The sequence below is a fragment of the Actinoplanes sp. HUAS TT8 genome (assembly GCF_051380535.1).
Taxonomy (GTDB): Bacteria; Actinomycetota; Actinomycetes; order Mycobacteriales; family Micromonosporaceae; genus Actinoplanes.
In genome coordinates this window covers 5,600,841-5,619,338 of record NZ_CP195646.1, presented here as the reverse complement: position 1 = coordinate 5,619,338, position 18,498 = coordinate 5,600,841, and the positions used below count along the sequence as shown (strand labels likewise).

Sequence of the window (18,498 nt, the reverse complement as noted above, 5' to 3'; positions counted from 1 at the left end):
CGGGCCGGTGACCGTGTTGGGTAAGGCGCTGCCGTTGTTGGGTGCGCGGGAGATAGCGATCCGGCTCGGTGTTTCCCGCCAACGCGTCCAACAGTTGGCCGACCGCGACGACTTTCCGAAGCCCTTTCAGGAACTGTCGATGGGGCGCGTGTGGTGGGAGAGCCAGGTCGACGACTGGATCCGCCGGTGGCGGGCCGGTGAACGGATCTGTGGCCCGCGGGACGACGAGGGCGAGGCATTCCGGCTACTGGCCGAGCGGGTGGCGGATTATCTCGCCGAAGGCGGACAGGTATTCATCGAGGACGAATCGATCGGACCGCTCGGCGAGTTGCTCGGACTGTTCCTGGCCAAGGCCGGCAACGGTTCGCCAACTGTTGGGTGAGCGTGCGCGGATGGGGATCGAGCACCGGCGTACGGCTGGTGCCTGATCTTGATTCGTGGGGTGGGCATGTCTTCCCGAACGTGGACGGCGTCACCGCTGACCGTCGCTCAGCGTGCGTTTTTGCTGCTGGTGAGGCCGCCGACGGTTTTGGTCGAGGACGTCGGCGGGGCCGAGGGGCCGCTGCCGCTGGATCGGTTGCGGACTCGGCTGCTGAGTCCGCGGACCGATGCGGCGACCCGGGACGCAGTGTGGCGGCAGCTGGTGATCCGGGCTCGCCGGGACGGGCCGGGCTGGGTGATCGGCGCGGTCGGGGTGGCGATGCCGGGGCTGCGGCGCGCGGCTGGGCAGCTGACGGCCGGGTGGGCCGGTGATCACGAGGATGTGGATGCCGAGCTGCTGGCCGGGTTCGTGGCGGCGCTGCGGACGATCGACCTCGACGCGCCGCGGATCTGCGGCCGGCTGATCGACTCCGGGGTGCGGGCGGCCCGCAAGGTGCGCGATCTGCCGTCGGATCGACCCTTGCGGGGTACGGGGATGCCGGGGTCGATCGTGCCGCCGCGGCCGGCGGATCATCCGGATCTGGTGCTGGCGCGGGCGGTCGCGGCCGGGGTGGTCGACGCGGACGAGGCGCAGCTGATCGCGGCGACGCGACTTGAGGACGCGACGCTCGGTGAGGCGGGGGAGCGGTTGGGGTTGTCGCCGCGGCTGGCGGGGGCGTGGCGCTCGCGGGCGGAGCACCGGCTGCGTGAGGCGATCCGCGACGGTGAGCTGGCCTTTGTCTCGCTGGGATCGTCCGGTGCGCTTGCTCGGGGCGAGGTCCCGAGCAAGCGCACCGGACGGGCTGCCGCCAACGGTGTGCGGGAGACCCGCTCTCAGCGGTGGCCGCCCATGGTGACCACCGCTGCCTTGGTCGAGCCCACGGTGGCGACCCGGACGTTCCCGCCGGTGCAGGCGCCCCGGCTGGACGACGTGAACACCGAGCCGAAGTCGTAGGAGCCGCCGCCGCGCGAGTTGGCGGCCGGCTGGGTGAAGTAGGCGACCGACACCGGGACCGTGTCGCAGGTCTTGGCCGGGCCGAAGTACTCACTGAAGTTCATCGGCGTCGTCAGCAGGGCCTTCGACCTCGGCACACGGATCTGCCCGATGAGGCTGTCCTGGCCGGTGGCCGGGTTCGCGATCCAGGCACCCCACCACTGGCCGGCCGAGTCCGTCTCGAGCCGCCAGACCCGCAGCCGGTAGTAGACGCCCGTGCCGATCGGGTAGGCGATCCGGCAGCTCTTGCCGGTCCCCTCCCCGCCGAAGCTGCCGCAGTTGGCCCCTCGGGTGGCGTTCGCATTCCAGAGCGAGAAGATCGCGGTGTCACCGGTGCTGCCGTTGAAGCGTTGCCCGTTGGTCTGCAGCCCCAGGTAGCCGCCCTCGTTCGGGGTGGCGGTGAAGCCGAAGTTCATCGCCCAGTAGCTGGCCGACGCCTTCTGGGCGATCCGCACTTGCTGGTCGACGTTCCAGAATCCGTTGTGGCCGTGGAAGTTCCAGTAGGCGTAGAGGTTGGCGTTCTGGTGCTGGCCGGCCGCGTGGGCGCTCGACTGCTCGCCGGCGACCGCGGCGATCGCCGCCAGCAGGATCGCCAGAAGTTGAGCTCCGGTTCGTTTCACTGTGTTCTCCTGCCTGAAGCGCCCCTGTTGGTGCTCAGCGTTGTCAGGCTCGCCGACCGGCACAACGGGACAGTCGGACATTCAGGTTCGAAAGCATTGATACTGGCTGAGCGGGCTAACCCGAAGGTGGCCCCTCGACGAGCGCGGTGTGACTGCGGTCACTTCGAGCAACCGGCCGGTGGGCTCGGGCGTCATCCTCCGACATCGGCCGGACGGGCCCGTGGAAGGTGAGGAAGCGAGACATTGCCAGGTAGGTCGGACTTCGAGGACTTCTACGCGGCGTCGTCCGCGCGGGTGCTCGGGCAACTGTTCGTGATGACCGGCAACCGGGCCGAGGCCGAGGACGCCGTCGCCGAAGCGTTCGCGCGGGCCTGGCAGCGCTGGCCGACCGTCTCGGCGGCGGACAGCCCGGAAGCCTGGGTGCGGCGGGTCGCCTCGCGCATCGCGATCAGCGGCTGGCGCAAAGCGATCACCCGGATCCGGGCGCACCACCGCTACGCCGTCGACGAGAAGATCGACGGGCTCAGCCTCGACCATGTCGTTCTGATGCAGGCGCTGCGCAACCTTCCGGCCGCCCAGCGCCGCGACATCGTCCTGCACCACCTCGTCGGCCTGTCCGTGCAGGACATCGCCGCCGAGACGAATTCACCCACCGGAACCGTGAAAGCCCGCCTCGCCCGCGGGCGCCGTGCCCTGGCGACCCTGCTCGCCGACCAGAACCCGAGGAGCGTAAGCCGTGAATCCGCAGCCTGAACTGCACGATCAGCTGACCGTGATAGCCAACCACGGCAGCCGTACGCTGCAGGTCCGTCCCGTCGAGGCGGTCATCGGCCGCGGCCGGCAGCGGCGGCGTCGCGCCCGCCTGGCCGCCGGTGCCGCCGGTCTGGCCGTGGCCGCGATCGCGACGTCGGCGGTGACGCAGTGGGGTCCGCGCCAGCCGGAGCGGGTGTCGATCCCGGCGGCCGGCCCGGTGCAGGAGAGCACCGCGCCCGCCCCGGATCTGACCGGTAAGTCGCCGGTCACGTTGCGGCTGGCCGCCGGCGCCGGCAGTCAGGTGGTGGCCGGCGCCGACGACGACGATCACGTGCTGGCCGACACCGGCCAGACCAAGCAGTACCCGGGCGAGGACAACGCCGCCCGCGGCCGCTGGCTGCTGCAACCGCAGGGCGCGACGTTCAGCATCGCCCAGGCGGATGCACGCCCGGCCGGGCCGGTCTGCATGGCCGGTGCCGCCGACGGCAGCATCCGGGTCCGGCTCTGTGATTCCGGACGCGATCAGCGGTTCACGCTGACCCCCATTTCCAACCAGCAGGTGTACGTGTTGAGCCTCAACGGTTCGTCGATCCGTATCAACGCCGCCGACCAGTTGACGACCCGCGGCACGGGCAGCCGGGTGGAGCTGAAGATCGCGCCCGCGCAGTAGGCCGGGGGAGCTCAGGTGATGTCACGGCGCAGGGGCAGGACGACCGCGAGCAGGGCGGCGACCAGCGCGTACCCGGTCAGCAGCAGCGCGCCGGCGGCCGGCGGCAGTAGGTGCACGGCGCTGCTGCCGACCTGCTGCGAGATGGCGTCGGCGAGGTACGTGAAGTCGGTGAGGGACGCGGTGGCGCCGCCGGGCAGCACCGGATAGAGCGCGTTGACGCCCGGGATCATCATCAGCAGCGGTTCGCTCATGTACAGGTAGCCGATCACCACGAGCAGGGCGGTGACCTGGTTGCGCAGCAGGGCGCCCACGCCGGCGCCGATCAGCAGGTAGACGAGCATGGCCAGGCCGATCCGGGCGAGCAGGGTGATCACGGTCGCCGCGGGCAACCCCAGCGTGATGCCGCGGACGGCGGCGACGGAGAACAGGGCCGCGGCGGCGGTGCCGGCGAGGACCAGGCCGTAGGCCAGCCCGGCGGCGCCGTAGACGGCGAGTTTGGCCGCCAGCACCCGCCCCCGGCGGGGTGCGAACAGGAACGTGACGGCGGCGGTGCGATGCCGGTACTCGGACGTGACGGCCAGCGCGCCGACGGCGGCCGGCACGAACGCGGTGTAGCCGAGCAGGCCGAGGATCGCGCGGATGCCGGCCTCGGTGTCCAGCCCGGGCATCGGCGGGTCGAAGTTCTCCGGCCCGACCAGGGCCATCGCGCCCATCAGCCCGCCGCCGATGAGCACCGCGGCGAGCAGCAGGCCGCCCGGGAGGCGCGTCGCGAGCAGCCGCCGGAACTCGGCTGTGACCAGGTTCTTCATGCGGTAACCGCCCTGTCGGTGGTGAGCTGGAGGAAGAGTTGTTCGAGGCTGCTGTTCTCGGCGACCAGTTCGTGCACCCGGATCCGGTGCTCGGCGGCCAGGTCGGCGATGCCGGGGGCGGACAGACCGCTGACCCGCAGCCGGCCGTCGCCGGCGTCCTCGACCCGCGGGGAGTCCGCTCCGGGGTGGGCCGCCCGCAGGACCGCGATCAGCCGGTCGTTGTCCGGGGAGCGCACCAGCACCGCCGGTGGCCCGGCGAGCCGTGACCAGGGACCGGCGGCGACGAGTTGGCCGCCGCGGATGACCACCACGTCGTCGACGAGCTGCTGAACCTCGCTCAGCACGTGGCTGGAGATCAGGACGGTGCGTCCGTCGTCGGCCAGCCCGCGCAGCAATCCCCGCAGCCACAGCATGCCTTCGGGGTCGAGGCCGTTGCTCGGCTCGTCCAGCAGCAGCACCCGCGGGTCGCCGAGCAGGGCGGTGGCCAGGTTGAGCCGCTGCCGCATGCCGGTGGAGAACTCGCGGGTCCGGCGGCCCGCGGCGTCGGCGAGGCCGAGCAGATCGAGCAGTTCGGTGACCCGGCGATCCGGGTAGCCGCCCATCGCGGCATAGACCCGCAGGTGATCGCGGGCGGTGTGGCCGGGATGGAAGGCGCCCCCGTCCAGCACCGCGCCGACGGTGCGCGACGGATCGGCCAGGCGCCGGTACGGCCGGCCGTTGATCGTCGCGGAGCCGGACGTGGGGGAGACCAGACCGGTCAGGACGCGCATCGTGGTGGTCTTGCCGGCGCCGTTGGGACCCAGGAAACCGGTCACCACTCCCGGCTCGACGGTGAAACTCAGATCGTGGACGGCGGTGACCGCACCGAACCGTTTGGTCAGGTGCGAGACCTCGATCGTCGGGCCGGCGTCGTCGTCGGTAACCGTGGCTGACGGCATCACGTGTTCCCCTTTTCCCCCTGGCCGGAGCGCTTGGCCGGCTCCGGCGCCGGTGGTGCGGCCTCGGTGGCGGCCGGCTGATCGGCCGGCAGCAGGACGGTGGCGAGCAGGCGAGGCACCCGGCCCGGACCGGGCCCGTTGCCGAGCAGCGGGCCGAGGATCTGACCGAGGTCGGCGGCGAACTTCGCCAGCTCGGCGTCGTCGAGGTGGAGCACGACCTGCTGATAGCCCGCCCCGTCGGCGATGAAGTCGACCCGGTCCCGGGCGAGGTAGCGGGAGAACTCCGACAGCAGGCTCGACACGAACGCGGTGAAATACCGCGCGTGGTCCTCGGGTGTGGCCGTGGCCAGGGCGGCGGCGTCAAGCGTGGCGCCGTGGGCGGGCAGCGCGTAGACCCGCTCGACGGCACCGCGGACCCGCCGTTGCTCCACGACCTCGATCAGACCGGCTTTGACCAGGGTGGCCAGGTGCCGGTAGAGCGTGGCGTGCGGGATGTCCGGCAGCAGCACCACGAGATCCTGCGTGGTCAGCCGGGAACCCGCGACGGCCCGGAGGATCCGGATCCGCACCGGGTGCAGGGCCAGGTCGGCCCATCGGTCCTTCGGTAAATCCACATCGGAACACTATCACTATCGATAGTGATAACGGTAGATCGCGTTGAAGCCCGGCCGTGGGCAGCGCCCCGGCCGGGCCTCAACCAGGCGTCACTGGACCTTGATGGAACGGATCGAGTTGCCGAAGACCATGCGCTCGATGTGGGAGGTCGCCGTGGTCGGGTCGCCGGCCGCACCCATGGTGAGCAGCAGCGGAACGTAGTGGTCGGCGGTCGGGTGGGCGATCCGCACGCCCGGCGCCTTGGCGCGGTAATCGGCCAGCGCGTCGACGTCGCCGCGCCTGATCGTGTCCGCCGCCCACTCGTCGAAGGCGGTGTTGTGGCCGGCCAGGGAGGGATTGCGCATCACCGCGAAGCTGTGCGTCATGAAGCCGGAGCCGATGACCAGGATGCCCTCGTCGCGCAGGCCACGCAGCCGCCGGCCGAGGGCGAGCAGCGCCTGCGGTTCGAGGCTGGGCATGGAGAGCTGCACGACCGGCACGTCGGCGGCCGGGTACATGGCCATCAGCGGGATGAAGGCGCCGTGGTCGAGGCCCCGGTCGACGAACTGGTGCACCGGAGTCGTCGAACCGAGCGTGCCGGCGACCCGGTGGGCCAGGTCGGTGGCGTCCGGAGTCGCGTACGGCAGCGTGTAGTACCGCGGGTGGAACCCGCCGAAGTCGTAGTAGAGCGGGGTGCCCGCCTCGGTGCCGGAGAGCGCGGCCGGCGCGTTCTCCCAGTGCGCCGAGACGACCACGATGGCCCGCGGTTTCGGCATGGACTGACCCCAGGTGAACAGGTCGTCGAGCCACTGCGCGTCGTCGAGGGTGGGCGGGGCGCCGTGGCTGACGAACAGGGCCGGCAGCGGGCCGTCGGCCGGCTCCCAGAGGCGTTGTTCGCGAGCCTGGGGCAGCACCCGGGCGAGGAGTGCGTCGTACGCGCCGGCGGGCTTCATGAGCGTCTCCCGAACACCGATGACTTCAACAGTTAAGTCGAACGTACTCCTCGCTCACTTGAAGCTGCAAGTAAACGGGTCGGCTATAGAGTGCGCGCATGTTGTGGGGCGAGGTCCATGTCTTCCAGGGGCGCACGTTCGTGACGCGCGGCCGGTTCACCACGGGGATCGCCGTCGGCGACGAGGGGCTGGGCGAGGCGATCCTTCGGCTCTACGCGCTGGACCCCGGCTCGTACCGCGACGGCGGTGTCTCGTGGCGGGCCTTCTGCGAGGACGTCGCCGGCGTCCCGGTCCGGCGATACCACCCCGAGAAGACCGCACGGGTGTTCTTCCACGACGGCCGGTGGCAGGCCGTCGTCGACCCGTCCGGCCCCGAGGAGACGATGTCCGCGGGCCCGGGCGCCGACGTCGCGCCCGAACTCGGCGCGATGGTGCGCCGCGTACTCGACGCGACCGAGCCGTGCTGGCCGGCGATTCGCCAGGTGGTGATCCTGACGCTGGGCACGGGCGGGCTGCTCGTCATGCCGTACGTCCGCGGTGCTCTGGTCGGCCCGGCCGGCGTCGCCGACGCGGAGAGCGCGTCACTTCTCGCGGCGGTCCGGGCCGCCCTGCCCGAATCGGATCGTGAGCAGAACGACAACCCGGAGTACCTGGACGCGCTCGCCGCGGCCGGCGTCGACCAGCGCCTGCTCGACGGGTGCGCCGGCGTGTACCTGCAAGAACTGTCCACGGGCGCGGCCCGGCTGACCGGCCGTGGCAGCGCCGCCAACCCGTCCGGCACCGAGCTGACCTGGCTGGGCCCGGCCGACGACCTGGCCGCGGTGTGCGCCGAAGCCCTGCGCATGATCGCGGAGCTGCCGGTCCGGCACCTGCCACCCGGAACTCCCGCCGGCACGGCCTTCGGCATCAAGAAAACCTGGCTTGCCGTACGGGGCAGCACCGTCGAGCAGATCGCCGCCGTGATCGGCCTGACCGGCGCCGAGCCGGCCGGCTGGGACGACGGCGTCCGGGCGACGTTCGGCGGGCAGGTCTTCGTCTCGCCACCGACCGGCGGATGGATCTTCGTGGTCAACGCGGTGCGCGGCTTCGACGGCACGTCGGTGGCCTCGCTCAGCGCCCGTCTCGGCGCCGAGGTGCAGTACTTCGGCAATCACCGAGTCTCGGACTACGCCGAGTGGGCTCTCGCCGTGGACGGGAAACTCCTCCGCCACGTGTACTGCAGCGAGAGGACCGAGGCCTGCGAGGAGACGGGCGCCCCCACCGCGATCGAGGTCGAGCTGGGCTTCTCGGCTACGCAGCCGGGCGAGATGTGGCCCGATCAGGACGACGTCCTGCGGGTCGCCGCGGCCTGGAGCATCGACCCGACCACGCTCAGCGTCATCGAGTCGAGCCCGCGCCCCGGTCTGCTCGGTGCGCTCGCTTGCTGAGTTCGCCCGATCCGCGGATCGGTATGCGAAAGGGCGCCCACCCGGAAGTGGGACGCCCTTTTCAGCAGTGTCTGGAAAGCGGGTCTGCTAGAACCAGACTTTTCGACCACCGACCGGGCGGCCGACCGCGCCGAGGATCCAGAGGACGGCACCCACGATCAGGAGAATGATGCCGATCGTGTACAGGATCGACACGTGCAGGAAGATGCCCAAAAGCAAGAGAATAAGTCCAAAGACCAGCATGATCTGCTCCGTTTCGCCGGCGGGCATCTCCCGCCGGTCCATGTCGTACCCAGGCCGGCGAAAAACTAATCCAATCAATGGTTGATCTTGTCCGCCGATCGACCCGGGAGTGTCGAGAGGGCAACTCAGCTGTCCGATGTGGCCGATCTTCACGGGCCGGCGCCGCGGTGACGATCTGCGGGTCCGTTCGGGGCGCTCGTCTCGTAACATTCACCCATGTCGTTGTATGGACCGGGGCGCTTCGAACGCCGTACGCGAATCGGGCTTGCTGTTCTCGGGTTTGCCCTGACTTTCGGTTTTCTGCTGGTCGGGTTGTTCGACGATCCCAAGATCGTCCTGCCGCACGGTGAGCTGGTCACCGCAACGGTCCAGAGTGTGGTGCCGGACTCGCAGGGCCATCCGCGCTACGTGCAGGTCAGCGCGGTCACCTCGCACGGGGCGACGATCTGCAGCCTGAGCAAGGTCACGTTCCCGAAGGGTGTCCTGCCCGAGTCCGGTGCGCAGTTCACCGCCGAGTGGGCGCCGGAGTACTGCGGTTTCTGGAAGGGGCCTGTCGAACTCCCAGGCTGGTACTTCTTCCTGGTGGCGGGCGTGGCCGGCACGCTCACGGCCGGGTGGCTGCTGCGCCGCCGGGGGTGATCAGGCCGGCCTCGTAGGCGAAGATGACGGCCTGGACGCGGTCGCGGGCGCCGACCTTGGCCAGGATGCGGGAGACGTGGGTCTTCACCGTGGTCTCGCCGATGTACAGCCGGTCGCCGATCTCGGCGTTGGACGCGCCGCGGGCCAGGTCGCGCAGGACCTCGGTCTCGCGCGGGGTGAGCTGGTCGAGCAGTGCGGCGCGGGCCGGGTCGACGGCGGCCGCCTCGGCGCGGAATCGGCTCAGCAGGCGGGTGGTCACGGTCGGGGCGAGCAGCGACTCGCCGGAGGCCACCACACGGATGCCGGCCAGGATGTCCTCGGGCGGGGCGTTCTTGAGCAGGAAGCCGCTGGCTCCGGCGGCGAGGGCCGCGGTGACGTATTCGTCCAGGTCGAACGTGGTCAGGATGAGGACCCGGACGGCGTTGCCGGGGACCAGGCGGGCCAGTTCCCGGGTGGCGGCCAGCCCGTCGAGTCCCGGCATCCGGATGTCCAGCACAGCCACATCAGGACGCAGACGTACGGCCGTCTCGACCGCCGTGCGCCCGTCGGCCGCCTCGCCCACGAGTTCCATGTCGGGCTGGACACCGATGATCGTGGCCAGGGCGCCACGCATCAGCGGCTGGTCGTCGGCGACCAGGACGCGGATCATGCGCCGGCCGTCGTGAGCAGGCGGGCGGTGACCCGGTAGCCGCCGTCGGGTCGCGGGCCGCTCTCCAGGGTGCCGTGGAACAGGGCGGCCCGCTCGCGCATGCCGATCGTCCCGTATCCGCCACCGCCGCGCGAGGCCGTCACCGGCGGGTTGTTGTCGACCACGATCTCCACAGCGGCATCGTCCACGGTCACCCGGGCGGTGGTGGCCGCGGGGCCCGCGTGTTCCAGCACGTTGGTCAGGGATTGTTCAACAATCCGGTACGCGGACAGTTGCACCGCCGCGGGCACAGCGGCCGGATCGCCGTGCACGTCGAGCCGCAGGGGCAGCCCGGCGGCCCGGAAACTGTCGGCCAGGGCCGGCAGCGCGGCCAGATCGGGTTGCGGAGCGGCCGGGGCGGGGCCGGCCCGCAGGACGTTCAACATCTGGCGCATCTCGTCCACGGCTTCCCGGCCGGCCGCCTCGATCGCCAGCAGCGCCTCCCGGGCCCGGCCGGGGTCGGCGTCGAGGGTGAGCCGGGCGGCGCCGGCCTGCATGCCCATCACGCTGACGTGGTGCGCGACCGAGTCGTGCAGCTCACGGGCGATCCGGCTGCGTTCCTCGGCCACCGCCGCGGCCCGCTCGGACGCCGCGGCATCAACGGCCAGACGCTTGCGGGTACGGACGTGATCACCGGCCAGCCACGGCGCGCCGATCGTGGCGAACGCCGCGGCCAGGCCCAGCAGGACCGCGTGATCGACGCCGTCCAGAGCCTTGACCAGGCCCAGGACCAGGGCGGGGAGCGCCAGGGCGGGCCACAGCACCCGGTGCGGCGCGCGGGCGTGGGCGGCCACCGCGTACGCGCTCAGCACGGTCACCACGTCCACCGGGATCGTGCCGGGCGTGGTCGCCAGCAGGTGCACCACGTTGCCGGCGACGGCCACGACGAAGACCGGCACGGCATGGCGCCGCCGCCACCACAGCCCGGCCGCGGCCACCGACAGCAGCGCGGTGGCGAGCCGGCTGCCGCTGGGATGCGGGATAGTGGCCGCGCCGGCCAGCAGCGCCGCGCCCACCACCACGACATCGGTCAGGCGACGCGGCATCGGCGGCAGCCTCCTGGTCATTCGGCGGCCAGTTCCCGGGACACGGAGCGGCGTGTGGCCGCCGCGGTGGGGATGACGGTCGCCGCCGCGGTCAAGATCAAGCCCACCAGCGCGACCGTACCCGCCTGCGTGAACCCGAGTGACGGCGCCACCGGCAGGCCCCGGCCGTGCGCGGCGACGAGCGCCACACCCACCGCGACGGCGACCGCGGCGAACCCCAGCAGCGCCGCGGTGCCGACGTAGATGACCGCCTCGGACACGGCCGCGACCAGCACCGTTCCCGGGGTGCCGCCGGCGGCCCGGATCAGGGCGACCTCCCGTTCCCGGCTGCGTCCGGCCATCAGCACCGTCACGGTCGCGCCGAGCACGCTGAGTACCAGCGGGCCACCGAGCACGAGCAGCACGAACGCCAGCGGCACGGCACCGCCGAGCGTCTCGCTGACCGCGTACACACCCCCGCACAACGCGATCGCGACCATCAGCGGGGTGATCGCCGCCGCGCTGCGGCCGACGTTGTCGGCCACGGTGTGCCGAGCCAGAAACCAAGAACCAGACGCCCTTTCCGGTACGAGGGTGGTCCACGCCCGGACGAGCCGGGGCAGGTAGAGCGGCCCGAACGCGGCCAGGATCCCGGATATCAGCCCGGCCAGCGTGACCAGTGGCAGCACGGCCGCACCGGGATCGGCGGCGCCGGCCAGCGAGACGCTCATCGGCACGGCGACGGCGATCCCGGCGCCGCCGGTGACCCACCGCAGCACGGTCATCCCGCGATCGGGCAGACTCGCCGCCCGCAGCAGGGCGATCGGGGCGGTCCGGGACACGCGCCGGGCACCGCGCAGACCACCGAGAATGATCACGGTCACGACGAACAGCAGCGCGCCCAGGGCCGCGGCCGGGCCGTAGACGGCGTGGATGCCGTCGAGGCCGCTGCTGTGGGCGTACAGGTAGGCGAACAGCGGGCCCAGCGCCGGGAACATCAGGGCGGTTCCGGCGACCGCGCCGATCACGGCGACCAGCGCGAGCTGACTCAGGACGACCCAGCCGACGTACGCCGGGCGGATGCCGACCAGCTGCCACAGCGCGTAGTCACGCTGCTGCAGCGCTACGGTCAGGTTGGTGACCGAGGAGAGCACGACCAGGCCCGCGACCGTGCCGAGGACCAGGACCGTGCCGGCCATCGAAGCGATCGCGGCACCCGGCAACCCCCGTACCGTCAATGCGGTCTGAATTTGAGCGGCGACCACCAGGCCCACCGCGGCGGTCCCGGCCGCCACCACCATGGCACCGAACCAGAGGCGCAGATTCGCGACGAAGTCGGCGAGAACCAGGCGGATCATGCCGGGACCCCGGCAACCGCCTGGAAGACGTCCTCGACCGACGGGCGGACCAGCTCACGGTGCAGCCGGCCGTCGCGCAGCACGAGAACCCGGTCGGCGCGGGCGGCGGCCTCCAGGTCGTGCGTCACCATGATCACCGAACGTCCGTCCCGCACGGCCGCGCCCAGCAGGTCGAGCACCCGCGCCCCGGACTCGGTGTCGAGCGCGCCGGTCGGCTCGTCGGCGAACACCACGTCGGGCCGCAAGGCGAGGACCCGGGCGATGGCGACCCGCTGCTGCTGCCCCCCGGACAGCTGCGCCGGGCGGTAACCGCCACGATCGGCCAGACCGACCGCGGCCAGGGCCGCATCCACCGCGGCGGCGTCCACCGGCCGCTTCGCCAGACGGGCGGGCAGGGCCACGTTCTCCCGGACGGTCAGCGAGGTGATCAGGTTGTACGACTGGAAGACGAACCCGACGTGCCGGCGCCGCTGCTCGGCCGGCGGGCCGCCCAGGATGCTGACGTGCCCGGAAGTCACCGTCTCCAGCCCGGACAGGCAGTAGAGCAGCGTCGACTTGCCGGAACCGCTCGGGCCGACGACGGCCACGAACTCGCCGGCGGCGACGGAGAGCGAGACATCCTGAAGCACCGGCACCGCCGTACCCGGAAAGGTTTTGCCGATGTGGTCTGCCGTTAGCACCGCTGAGGTCATGCGTCGATCGTTGCCGCGCACGGCCCCGGCAACGTCCGGCCGCCGACCGACGGGAAGTCCTCCCTGAGGAGGATGCGGACGGGATATTTCGCAGAGCCCTCGCCCCGGCCCGGCCGGTGCCGATAGTGAACCGGGCAGGCCACGCCGGCCCGCACACCAGGAAGGGGCAGGCCGGGTATGGATGCGACGACGGTAGAGCGGCCACAGCCGTGGGCTGTTCCGATGGTCACCGTGTCGATCGGTGGCGGCACGGAACGCACGTGCCAGGTCACCCGGCACACCGACGGCAGCTTGCGGCTCAACCTGACCGTGTTCGCGATGATCGGCGTCGACGTCACCGTGCTGTGGACGCAGAACGGCCGCGGATGCAGCCTGACCGGCACGGTCGTGCCCGTCCCGTCCGACGGCATGCCCGGCGTGTACCTGCGCGTCGACGGTGTGACCGGCGGGATCCAGCGGCGCCGGTCCGAACGGGTCCAGGCGCAACTGCCGGTGGCCGTGCGGCTCCCCTCGGGCGAACTGTTCCCGGGCCGCACCGTCGACCTGTCGGCCAGCGGGGCGCACGTGACCATCGACCTGGACGAGATGAGCGACGACTCGCTGATCCGGCTGATCGAGGACCTGGGGCGCGACGCGCTGGTGGACGTGCAGATCCTGCTGCCGGACGGGCCGGCCGGGTTCACCTGCCAGGTCCGCGCCGGCGGCGAGGAACCCGGCGACGTGCGGCTGCAGTTCGTGAACATCACCGCCGAACTGCGGGCCCGGGTCGCCAACCTGCTGACGGACGCCCAGGCGAAGGTCTGAGTGCTCAGGTTCGGGCGGGCCCGGCCGATACGAGCGGTCGTGAGCGCGCAGCCTGAGGTCCAGACCCGTGACGATGCATCGTCGCTGGTCGAGCAAGCGCAGGAACACTTGGACATGGCCCGGTACACCCCGGCGATGGAACTGGCCGTGCGCGCCGAGACGCTGGCCGGCACCCCCGCCGTTCGCGCCCACGCGCTGTCCGTCATCGCCGCCTGCCACCACCGGATGGACCGGTACGCGCAGAGCATCGAGGTGGGGCTGCAGGCCGTCCGGCTGTGGCACGAACTCGGCGACCTGGCCGGGGAATCGTCGGTGCGCTCCACCATCGCCCGGGTCCTGATCCTCACCGGCGACCTGACCGAAGCCCTCGACGAGGGTGTCATCGCGCTGGAACTGGCCGACCTCAGCGGCGAACTGCGGCCCCGGCAGCTGGCGTTGACCGCGATCGGCATCGTGCACCTGTGCCTGCGCCAGTATGAGATGTCGATGGAGTACTGCGAACGGGCCGCCGAGACCGCCCGTCTGCTCGGCGACGTCGCGGTGCACGGCAGCCTGATCGACACCATCGCCTGCGTGCTGATGGGGCAGGCCTACGCCGCCCGCGAAGAGGGCGACGAGCAGACCGCGCTCGCCCACGGCGAACTGGCCATCGAACGGGCCCGCGAGGCGATGGAGACCGGCCGTCAGGCCGGGCACCGCTACTTCCAGGCCAACGCGCTGGGCAACCTGTCCGAGATGCTGGCCTTCGTCGGGCGTCCGGAGCAGGCGCTGGAGATGATGGAGAGCTTCCAGCTCGACCCGGAGATCGACTCGGTCTCCACCGTGTGCCACCACCTGGACACCCGCGGCTGCATCTACATGGCGCTCAAGGACTACGACCGGGCCGCCGAACTGTTCGCCGAGGCCCTGGACCGGTCGTTGGGCAACAACGCCGCCATGTACTACTGCGAACACCTCTCCGAGGCGCACGAGAAGAACGAGAACTTCCGGGCCGCCCTGGAATACCACAAGCGCTTCCACACCCTGTTCACGCTGGTGGCCTCCGAGGCCGCGCAGCGCAGCGCCGGCATCGCCGCGATCCGGTTGGAGACCGCCCGCGCCCAGGAATACGCGATGCGGGAACGGGCCCGCGCCGAGGACCTCTACCACTCCAACCTGGAACTGACCCGGCACGCCGAAAGCCTGCTGCAGCAGAGCCTGGAAGACCCGCTGACCGGGCTGGCCAACCGGCGGCTGCTGGACCGGCTGCTGGAGACCGAAGGGGCGCGCTACTCGATCGCGCTGCTCGACGTGGACCACTTCAAACAGGTCAACGACAACCACTCGCACCAGATCGGCGACGAGGTGCTGCGCCGGCTGGGCGCGCTGCTCCTGCAACCCGACGCGCCCGCCGACCATGCGGCCCGCTACGGCGGGGAAGAGTTCGCCCTGCTCATGAGCGAGGTGAACGACGAGACCGGGGGCTGCGTGGCCGAGCGGCTGCGGGCGACGATCGAGGACTTCGACTGGGATGCGATCGCGCCGGGGCTGCGCGTCACCGTGAGCATCGGCGTGGCCGTGCACCACGAGGCGGACTCGGCGGCCGGGCTGCTGGAGATCGCGGACCGGCGCCTTTACGAGGCCAAGAACGGCGGCCGCAACCGCGTCGTCGGACCTAACGGGTAATACCGGGTGTGGCGTGGTCAGTCACTCGGGGCGGACAGCCGCCGGTGGTCGGCCACCTCGCTGAGGTAGGTGTTCATCGTGGCGCTGACCTCGACGAGAAGGCGCTCGAACTCGCGCAGGATCTCGGGCGGATAGGCCGCCATCATCGCGCCCATCCGCTGCACCAGCGGGGCGAAGAAGTCGTCGAGCATCTTGTCGACGTCCTTGTCGGCGTGCAGCGTGACGACGCGGCGGTCCGCGTTCTCGCGTACGCGTATGACGTGCCCTACCGACTCCAACCGGTTGAGCAGCGAGGACGTCGCCCCGGCGGTCAGACCGATGCGCTGGCTCAACTCGCCGGGAGTCAGGGGAGCACCACGGTCCTGCGCGTTGAGTATCTCGACCAGTGCCGTGGCGTCGGTGACGTGCAGGCCGACGGTGGTGCCGAACTGCCGGCCCAGGTCACCGAAGGCCATCCCGTGATTGCGCAGGGCCTCAAGGATCCGGTCGCGCTGGGCGCGGGAGTCGTCGGTCACTCGGGTCCTTTCCGCGGCAGCACGGCACTGGCCGGTGGAGGCTACCACTCGAAACTAACCCCATGGAAAGGTTTGACCGTGACTATGTTTCATGGCTAAATAATTTGATCGTGTGACTAATGAGAGCGGCCGGCCATGCCGACCACAGCCCGTCCTCGCGGTCCTGACAACCGCGGCCGCCCGGGACGCCATGGCCGGCGCTGTCGCGCTGGGCTCCTACCTGGCCGCCGTGTTGGCGACCCTGCTCCTCCGCGGCCGGCACACGGCCGCCGCGGCCGAACCGCCGATTGTGGAGGCACACCGATGACGTCGGGGCGACGAGTACTGATCACCGGGGCCGGTGTGGCCGGGCCGGCCGCGGCGTACTGGCTGGCCCGAGCCGGCTTCGAGGTCACCGTCGTCGAGCGGGCGCCGCACCTGCGCGAGGGCGGGCAGAGCGTCGACGTCCGCTCGACCGCCCGCGAGGTGATCCGTCGCATGGGCCTGGAGCAGGCGGTGCGCGAGCACAACACCGGCGAGGTCGGTACCCGTTTCGTCGACGAGTCCGGCGCGACGGTGTCCGAGTTCCCGGTCCGGGCCGGCAGTACGACCGACGGGCCGACCGCCGAACTGGAGATCCTGCGCGGCACGCTGGCCCGGATCCTCGCCGACGCCTGCCCGGGGTCGGTCAACTGGCGATACGGCGACCGGATCACCGCCGTGACTCAGGACGACCAGGCCGCGTACGTGGAATTCGCCGGCGGCCCGCGCGAACGCTTCGACCTGGTCGTGGTCGCCGAAGGCGTCGGCTCGGCCACCCGCCGCCTCGTGTTCGGCGACGAAACGCGCGAGCACACGCTGGGCATGTACGTCGCCTACGGCACCATCGAGCGCGAACCGAACGACGACGACTGGTGGCGGTTTCTGGTCACCGCCGGGGCGCGGCAGATCACCCTGCGTCCCGACGACGTCGGCAGCATGCGGGCCACCCTGAGCTTCCGGGTGGACGAGCCGGTGCTCGCCGAACTGGACCCCTACGCGACCCGCCGTCAGCTGTGCCGGCGCTTCGCCGACCTGGGCTGGGAGGTGCCACGCATCCTCGACGGGTTCGAGGCCACCGACGACCTGCACGTCGACTGGCTGCGTCAGGTGCACAGCCCGAGCTGGCACCGGGGTCGCATCTGCCTGCTCGGGGACGCCGCCTGGTGCGTCACCCCGATCGCCGGCGGGGGTACCTCGCTCGCGCTGATCGGCGCCTACGTACTGGCGGCCTATCTGTCCCGCAGCGGCGACGGCGGGTACGAACAGGCGTTGACCGGCTATGAGACATGGATGCGGCCACTGGTCGACAAAGCCCAGAAACTGCCGCCGGGAGTGCCCCGCATCGCCGCACCCCGGTCCCGGGCGGGCGTGCGGCTGCTGCGCTGGGGCACCAAGGTTGCGGCCGCACCGCTCGTACAGAATTTCAGTTCGCGGCTGACGGTGGGACCTTCGGCGCAGCAGCCGTTACCGCCGTGGGCCGGCAAGCCCCTTCAGGAATAACATGATCATGGGAAAGGGGCGGGCATGAGCGAGTACGGCTATCTGCTCTGCGTTGACTGCCGCGTCTACATCTGGCTCGGCAAGGCGATCCAGGACGACACCCGGATCGTCTACTTCGCGGTGGGCAGCAGCGAGCCCAACTGGCGTCAGCCGGAGCTGACCAAGTCGGTCTGGAAGTTCCTGGCCGAACACGTCGGTCACCCGCTGGAGTCGGTCCGGGAGTTCAGCCGGCGGTACGACCAGATGGTCGCCGACGATCCCCCCGAGGGCGAGTACTCGGAGATCGGCGACACGTCACACACCGGCCCCACCTTCGAGGAATATCTGAGAGGCTGGCCGGGCGGCCGCTAGCAGGCCTGGTTTCGATACGCCGACCACTGAGACGTCCAAGCCGCAAGATCATGCATCCACGCTGTGCTCGTCCCCGCCGACTTCGCGGCCCACTTCTCCGCGTTCTTCGCCGCGAAGTAGTCCAAGACCTCTGGATCGGTCTCCCGCCACGCGGGGTGCCGTGCCAACCACTGTTCGGCCTGGTGCGGGGTATGGCCGGCGCCGATCAGCCAGTGGGTGAGCGAGGCCAGCTCGAACCACGGGGCCGCCTTGGTGGCGAAGGCCCAGTCGACGACCCGTAGACCGTCCGGGGTGACGATCAGATTGGCTGCGGCGAGGTCGGTGTGGACGAGCGTGTCGCCGTCCATGGCGGGATGCTCGAATCCGATTCGCGCTTTGGGGCTGAACAGCGGAACGTCGGGCGCAGGGGTTTTGCCGATGATCTGCAGGAACTCGTCGAGCAGTTCGAGGTCGGGGCTGGCCGGACTCAGGTCGGCGTGGCGGCCCTCGCACTGCTCGAACGCCACCACCAGCCAGCCGGCCGCTTCGAAGTGCCACTCGACCGCTGGTGAGTGAGGCACGCTGATGGCCTCACCCACCCGCTGTTCGTAGCGCAAAGACCGGATACCGAAATCGGTGTGGGCCGCCTTCACGAACACCTTCCGGTCCGTCCCGATGACGGTTGCGGCGACCTCTGCATGGGCGCCGGCCGTGGCCGGGACGGCCCGAGCTTCGCCGATCCGGTCGGCCACCTCGCTCGTGACAGCCGCGGGCAACGCGGTCCAGTCAATGCGCATCGGTCAGTCAGCCCTTTCAGATTCCCGGGTTCGGCGGACAGCA

General features: G+C 71.0%; 21 protein-coding genes. 9 read left to right on the top strand and 12 right to left on the bottom strand.

Annotated features, from left to right (window positions below):
- The first annotated feature begins 7 nt into the window (after window positions 1-7).
- The gene (locus tag ACSHV8_RS25065) at window positions 8-382 is read left to right on the top strand and encodes a helix-turn-helix transcriptional regulator (RefSeq protein WP_436536294.1); all 375 of its coding nucleotides are present in this window, start codon (window positions 8-10) and stop codon (window positions 380-382) included.
- An 872-nt stretch (window positions 383-1,254) separates the two neighbouring features.
- Here the strand turns inward: ACSHV8_RS25065 and ACSHV8_RS25060 are convergent.
- Window positions 1,255-2,034 (bottom strand): DUF3472 domain-containing protein, encoded by a 780-nt coding sequence (locus tag ACSHV8_RS25060; protein ID WP_436536292.1) that lies wholly within the window; start codon window positions 2,032-2,034, stop codon window positions 1,255-1,257.
- A 243-nt stretch (window positions 2,035-2,277) separates the two neighbouring features.
- On the opposite strand from ACSHV8_RS25060, the gene ACSHV8_RS25055 reads away from it, so the two are divergent.
- Together ACSHV8_RS25055 and ACSHV8_RS25050 are read left to right on the top strand one after the other, a co-directional pair.
- Window positions 2,278-2,787: a sigma-70 family RNA polymerase sigma factor gene (locus ACSHV8_RS25055; protein WP_436536290.1), complete on the top strand. Its 510-nt coding sequence runs from the start codon at window positions 2,278-2,280 to the stop codon at window positions 2,785-2,787.
- Entirely contained in the window at window positions 2,771-3,457 is a 687-nt protein-coding gene (locus ACSHV8_RS25050) for a hypothetical protein (RefSeq protein WP_436536288.1), read from the top strand. The genes ACSHV8_RS25055 and ACSHV8_RS25050 overlap by 17 nt, the downstream gene beginning before the upstream one ends.
- An 11-nt stretch (window positions 3,458-3,468) precedes the next feature.
- Here ACSHV8_RS25050 and ACSHV8_RS25045 read toward each other — a convergent pair whose 3' ends face one another.
- From ACSHV8_RS25045 to ACSHV8_RS25030, 4 genes are all read right to left on the bottom strand, one after another.
- Window positions 3,469-4,266 (bottom strand): ABC transporter permease, encoded by a 798-nt coding sequence (locus tag ACSHV8_RS25045; RefSeq protein WP_436536286.1) that lies wholly within the window; start codon window positions 4,264-4,266, stop codon window positions 3,469-3,471.
- Window positions 4,263-5,204, bottom strand: a complete 942-nt coding sequence (locus tag ACSHV8_RS25040; protein WP_436536284.1) for an ATP-binding cassette domain-containing protein — start codon at window positions 5,202-5,204, stop codon at window positions 4,263-4,265. The genes ACSHV8_RS25045 and ACSHV8_RS25040 overlap by 4 nt, the downstream gene beginning before the upstream one ends.
- On the bottom strand, window positions 5,204-5,818 hold the full coding sequence (locus ACSHV8_RS25035) for a helix-turn-helix domain-containing protein (protein WP_436536282.1): 615 nt from the start codon (window positions 5,816-5,818) through the stop codon (window positions 5,204-5,206). Before ACSHV8_RS25035 ends, ACSHV8_RS25040 begins: the two co-directional genes overlap by 1 nt.
- A gap of 90 nt (window positions 5,819-5,908) precedes the next feature.
- Window positions 5,909-6,751: a DODA-type extradiol aromatic ring-opening family dioxygenase gene (locus ACSHV8_RS25030; protein ID WP_436536280.1), complete on the bottom strand. Its 843-nt coding sequence runs from the start codon at window positions 6,749-6,751 to the stop codon at window positions 5,909-5,911.
- A gap of 98 nt (window positions 6,752-6,849) precedes the next feature.
- Here ACSHV8_RS25030 and ACSHV8_RS25025 point away from each other — a divergent pair, with 98 nt between their 5' ends.
- Window positions 6,850-8,178, top strand: a complete 1,329-nt coding sequence (locus ACSHV8_RS25025; RefSeq protein ID WP_436536278.1) for a hypothetical protein — start codon at window positions 6,850-6,852, stop codon at window positions 8,176-8,178.
- Between the two features lie 87 nt (window positions 8,179-8,265).
- On the opposite strand, the gene ACSHV8_RS25020 is transcribed toward ACSHV8_RS25025, so the two are convergent.
- Window positions 8,266-8,574 carry a hypothetical protein gene (locus ACSHV8_RS25020; RefSeq protein ID WP_436536276.1) on the bottom strand — a complete coding sequence of 103 codons (309 nt, stop codon included), beginning with the start codon at window positions 8,572-8,574 and terminating at the stop codon, window positions 8,266-8,268.
- 63 nt (window positions 8,575-8,637) lie between these two features.
- Between ACSHV8_RS25020 and ACSHV8_RS25015 the strand changes: the two genes are divergently transcribed.
- Complete coding sequence (locus ACSHV8_RS25015; protein WP_436536274.1) at window positions 8,638-9,060, top strand: hypothetical protein; 423 nt, start codon at window positions 8,638-8,640, stop codon at window positions 9,058-9,060.
- Here the strand turns inward: ACSHV8_RS25015 and ACSHV8_RS25010 are convergent.
- The 4 genes from ACSHV8_RS25010 to ACSHV8_RS24995 are packed head-to-tail and all read right to left on the bottom strand — an operon-like array spanning window position 9,026 to window position 12,760.
- On the bottom strand, window positions 9,026-9,709 hold the full coding sequence (locus ACSHV8_RS25010; RefSeq protein ID WP_436536272.1) for a response regulator: 684 nt from the start codon (window positions 9,707-9,709) through the stop codon (window positions 9,026-9,028). The two genes, ACSHV8_RS25015 and ACSHV8_RS25010, sit on opposite strands and share 35 nt — an antisense overlap.
- Window positions 9,706-10,794 (bottom strand): sensor histidine kinase, encoded by a 1,089-nt coding sequence (locus ACSHV8_RS25005; RefSeq protein ID WP_436536270.1) that lies wholly within the window; start codon window positions 10,792-10,794, stop codon window positions 9,706-9,708. Before ACSHV8_RS25005 ends, ACSHV8_RS25010 begins: the two co-directional genes overlap by 4 nt.
- A gap of 17 nt (window positions 10,795-10,811) precedes the next feature.
- A complete protein-coding gene (locus tag ACSHV8_RS25000) occupies window positions 10,812-12,131 on the bottom strand; it encodes an FtsX-like permease family protein (RefSeq protein WP_436536268.1) in 1,320 nt (439 codons plus the stop codon).
- A complete protein-coding gene (locus ACSHV8_RS24995; protein ID WP_436536266.1) occupies window positions 12,128-12,760 on the bottom strand; it encodes an ABC transporter ATP-binding protein in 633 nt (210 codons plus the stop codon). The genes ACSHV8_RS25000 and ACSHV8_RS24995 overlap by 4 nt, the downstream gene beginning before the upstream one ends.
- Before the next feature lie 285 nt (window positions 12,761-13,045).
- Here ACSHV8_RS24995 and ACSHV8_RS24990 point away from each other — a divergent pair, with 285 nt between their 5' ends.
- Both ACSHV8_RS24990 and ACSHV8_RS24985 read left to right on the top strand, forming a co-directional pair.
- A complete protein-coding gene (locus ACSHV8_RS24990) occupies window positions 13,046-13,627 on the top strand; it encodes a PilZ domain-containing protein (protein WP_436536264.1) in 582 nt (193 codons plus the stop codon).
- A 39-nt stretch (window positions 13,628-13,666) separates the two neighbouring features.
- Window positions 13,667-15,292: a tetratricopeptide repeat-containing diguanylate cyclase gene (locus ACSHV8_RS24985; RefSeq protein WP_436536262.1), complete on the top strand. Its 1,626-nt coding sequence runs from the start codon at window positions 13,667-13,669 to the stop codon at window positions 15,290-15,292.
- Between the two features lie 17 nt (window positions 15,293-15,309).
- On the opposite strand, the gene ACSHV8_RS24980 is transcribed toward ACSHV8_RS24985, so the two are convergent.
- A complete protein-coding gene (locus tag ACSHV8_RS24980) occupies window positions 15,310-15,807 on the bottom strand; it encodes a MarR family winged helix-turn-helix transcriptional regulator (RefSeq protein WP_436536260.1) in 498 nt (165 codons plus the stop codon).
- Window positions 15,808-16,110: 303 nt separating this feature from the next.
- Between ACSHV8_RS24980 and ACSHV8_RS24975 the strand changes: the two genes are divergently transcribed.
- Together ACSHV8_RS24975 and ACSHV8_RS24970 are read left to right on the top strand one after the other, a co-directional pair.
- Window positions 16,111-17,328 carry an FAD-dependent oxidoreductase gene (locus ACSHV8_RS24975; protein WP_436536258.1) on the top strand — a complete coding sequence of 406 codons (1,218 nt, stop codon included), beginning with the start codon at window positions 16,111-16,113 and terminating at the stop codon, window positions 17,326-17,328.
- Window positions 17,329-17,352: 24 nt separating this feature from the next.
- Window positions 17,353-17,679 carry a hypothetical protein gene (locus ACSHV8_RS24970; protein ID WP_436536256.1) on the top strand — a complete coding sequence of 109 codons (327 nt, stop codon included), beginning with the start codon at window positions 17,353-17,355 and terminating at the stop codon, window positions 17,677-17,679.
- Here ACSHV8_RS24970 and ACSHV8_RS24965 read toward each other — a convergent pair.
- Window positions 17,676-18,455 (bottom strand): phosphotransferase family protein, encoded by a 780-nt coding sequence (locus ACSHV8_RS24965; RefSeq protein WP_436536254.1) that lies wholly within the window; start codon window positions 18,453-18,455, stop codon window positions 17,676-17,678. The genes ACSHV8_RS24970 and ACSHV8_RS24965 overlap by 4 nt on opposite strands.
- Window positions 18,456-18,498 lie beyond the last annotated feature (43 nt).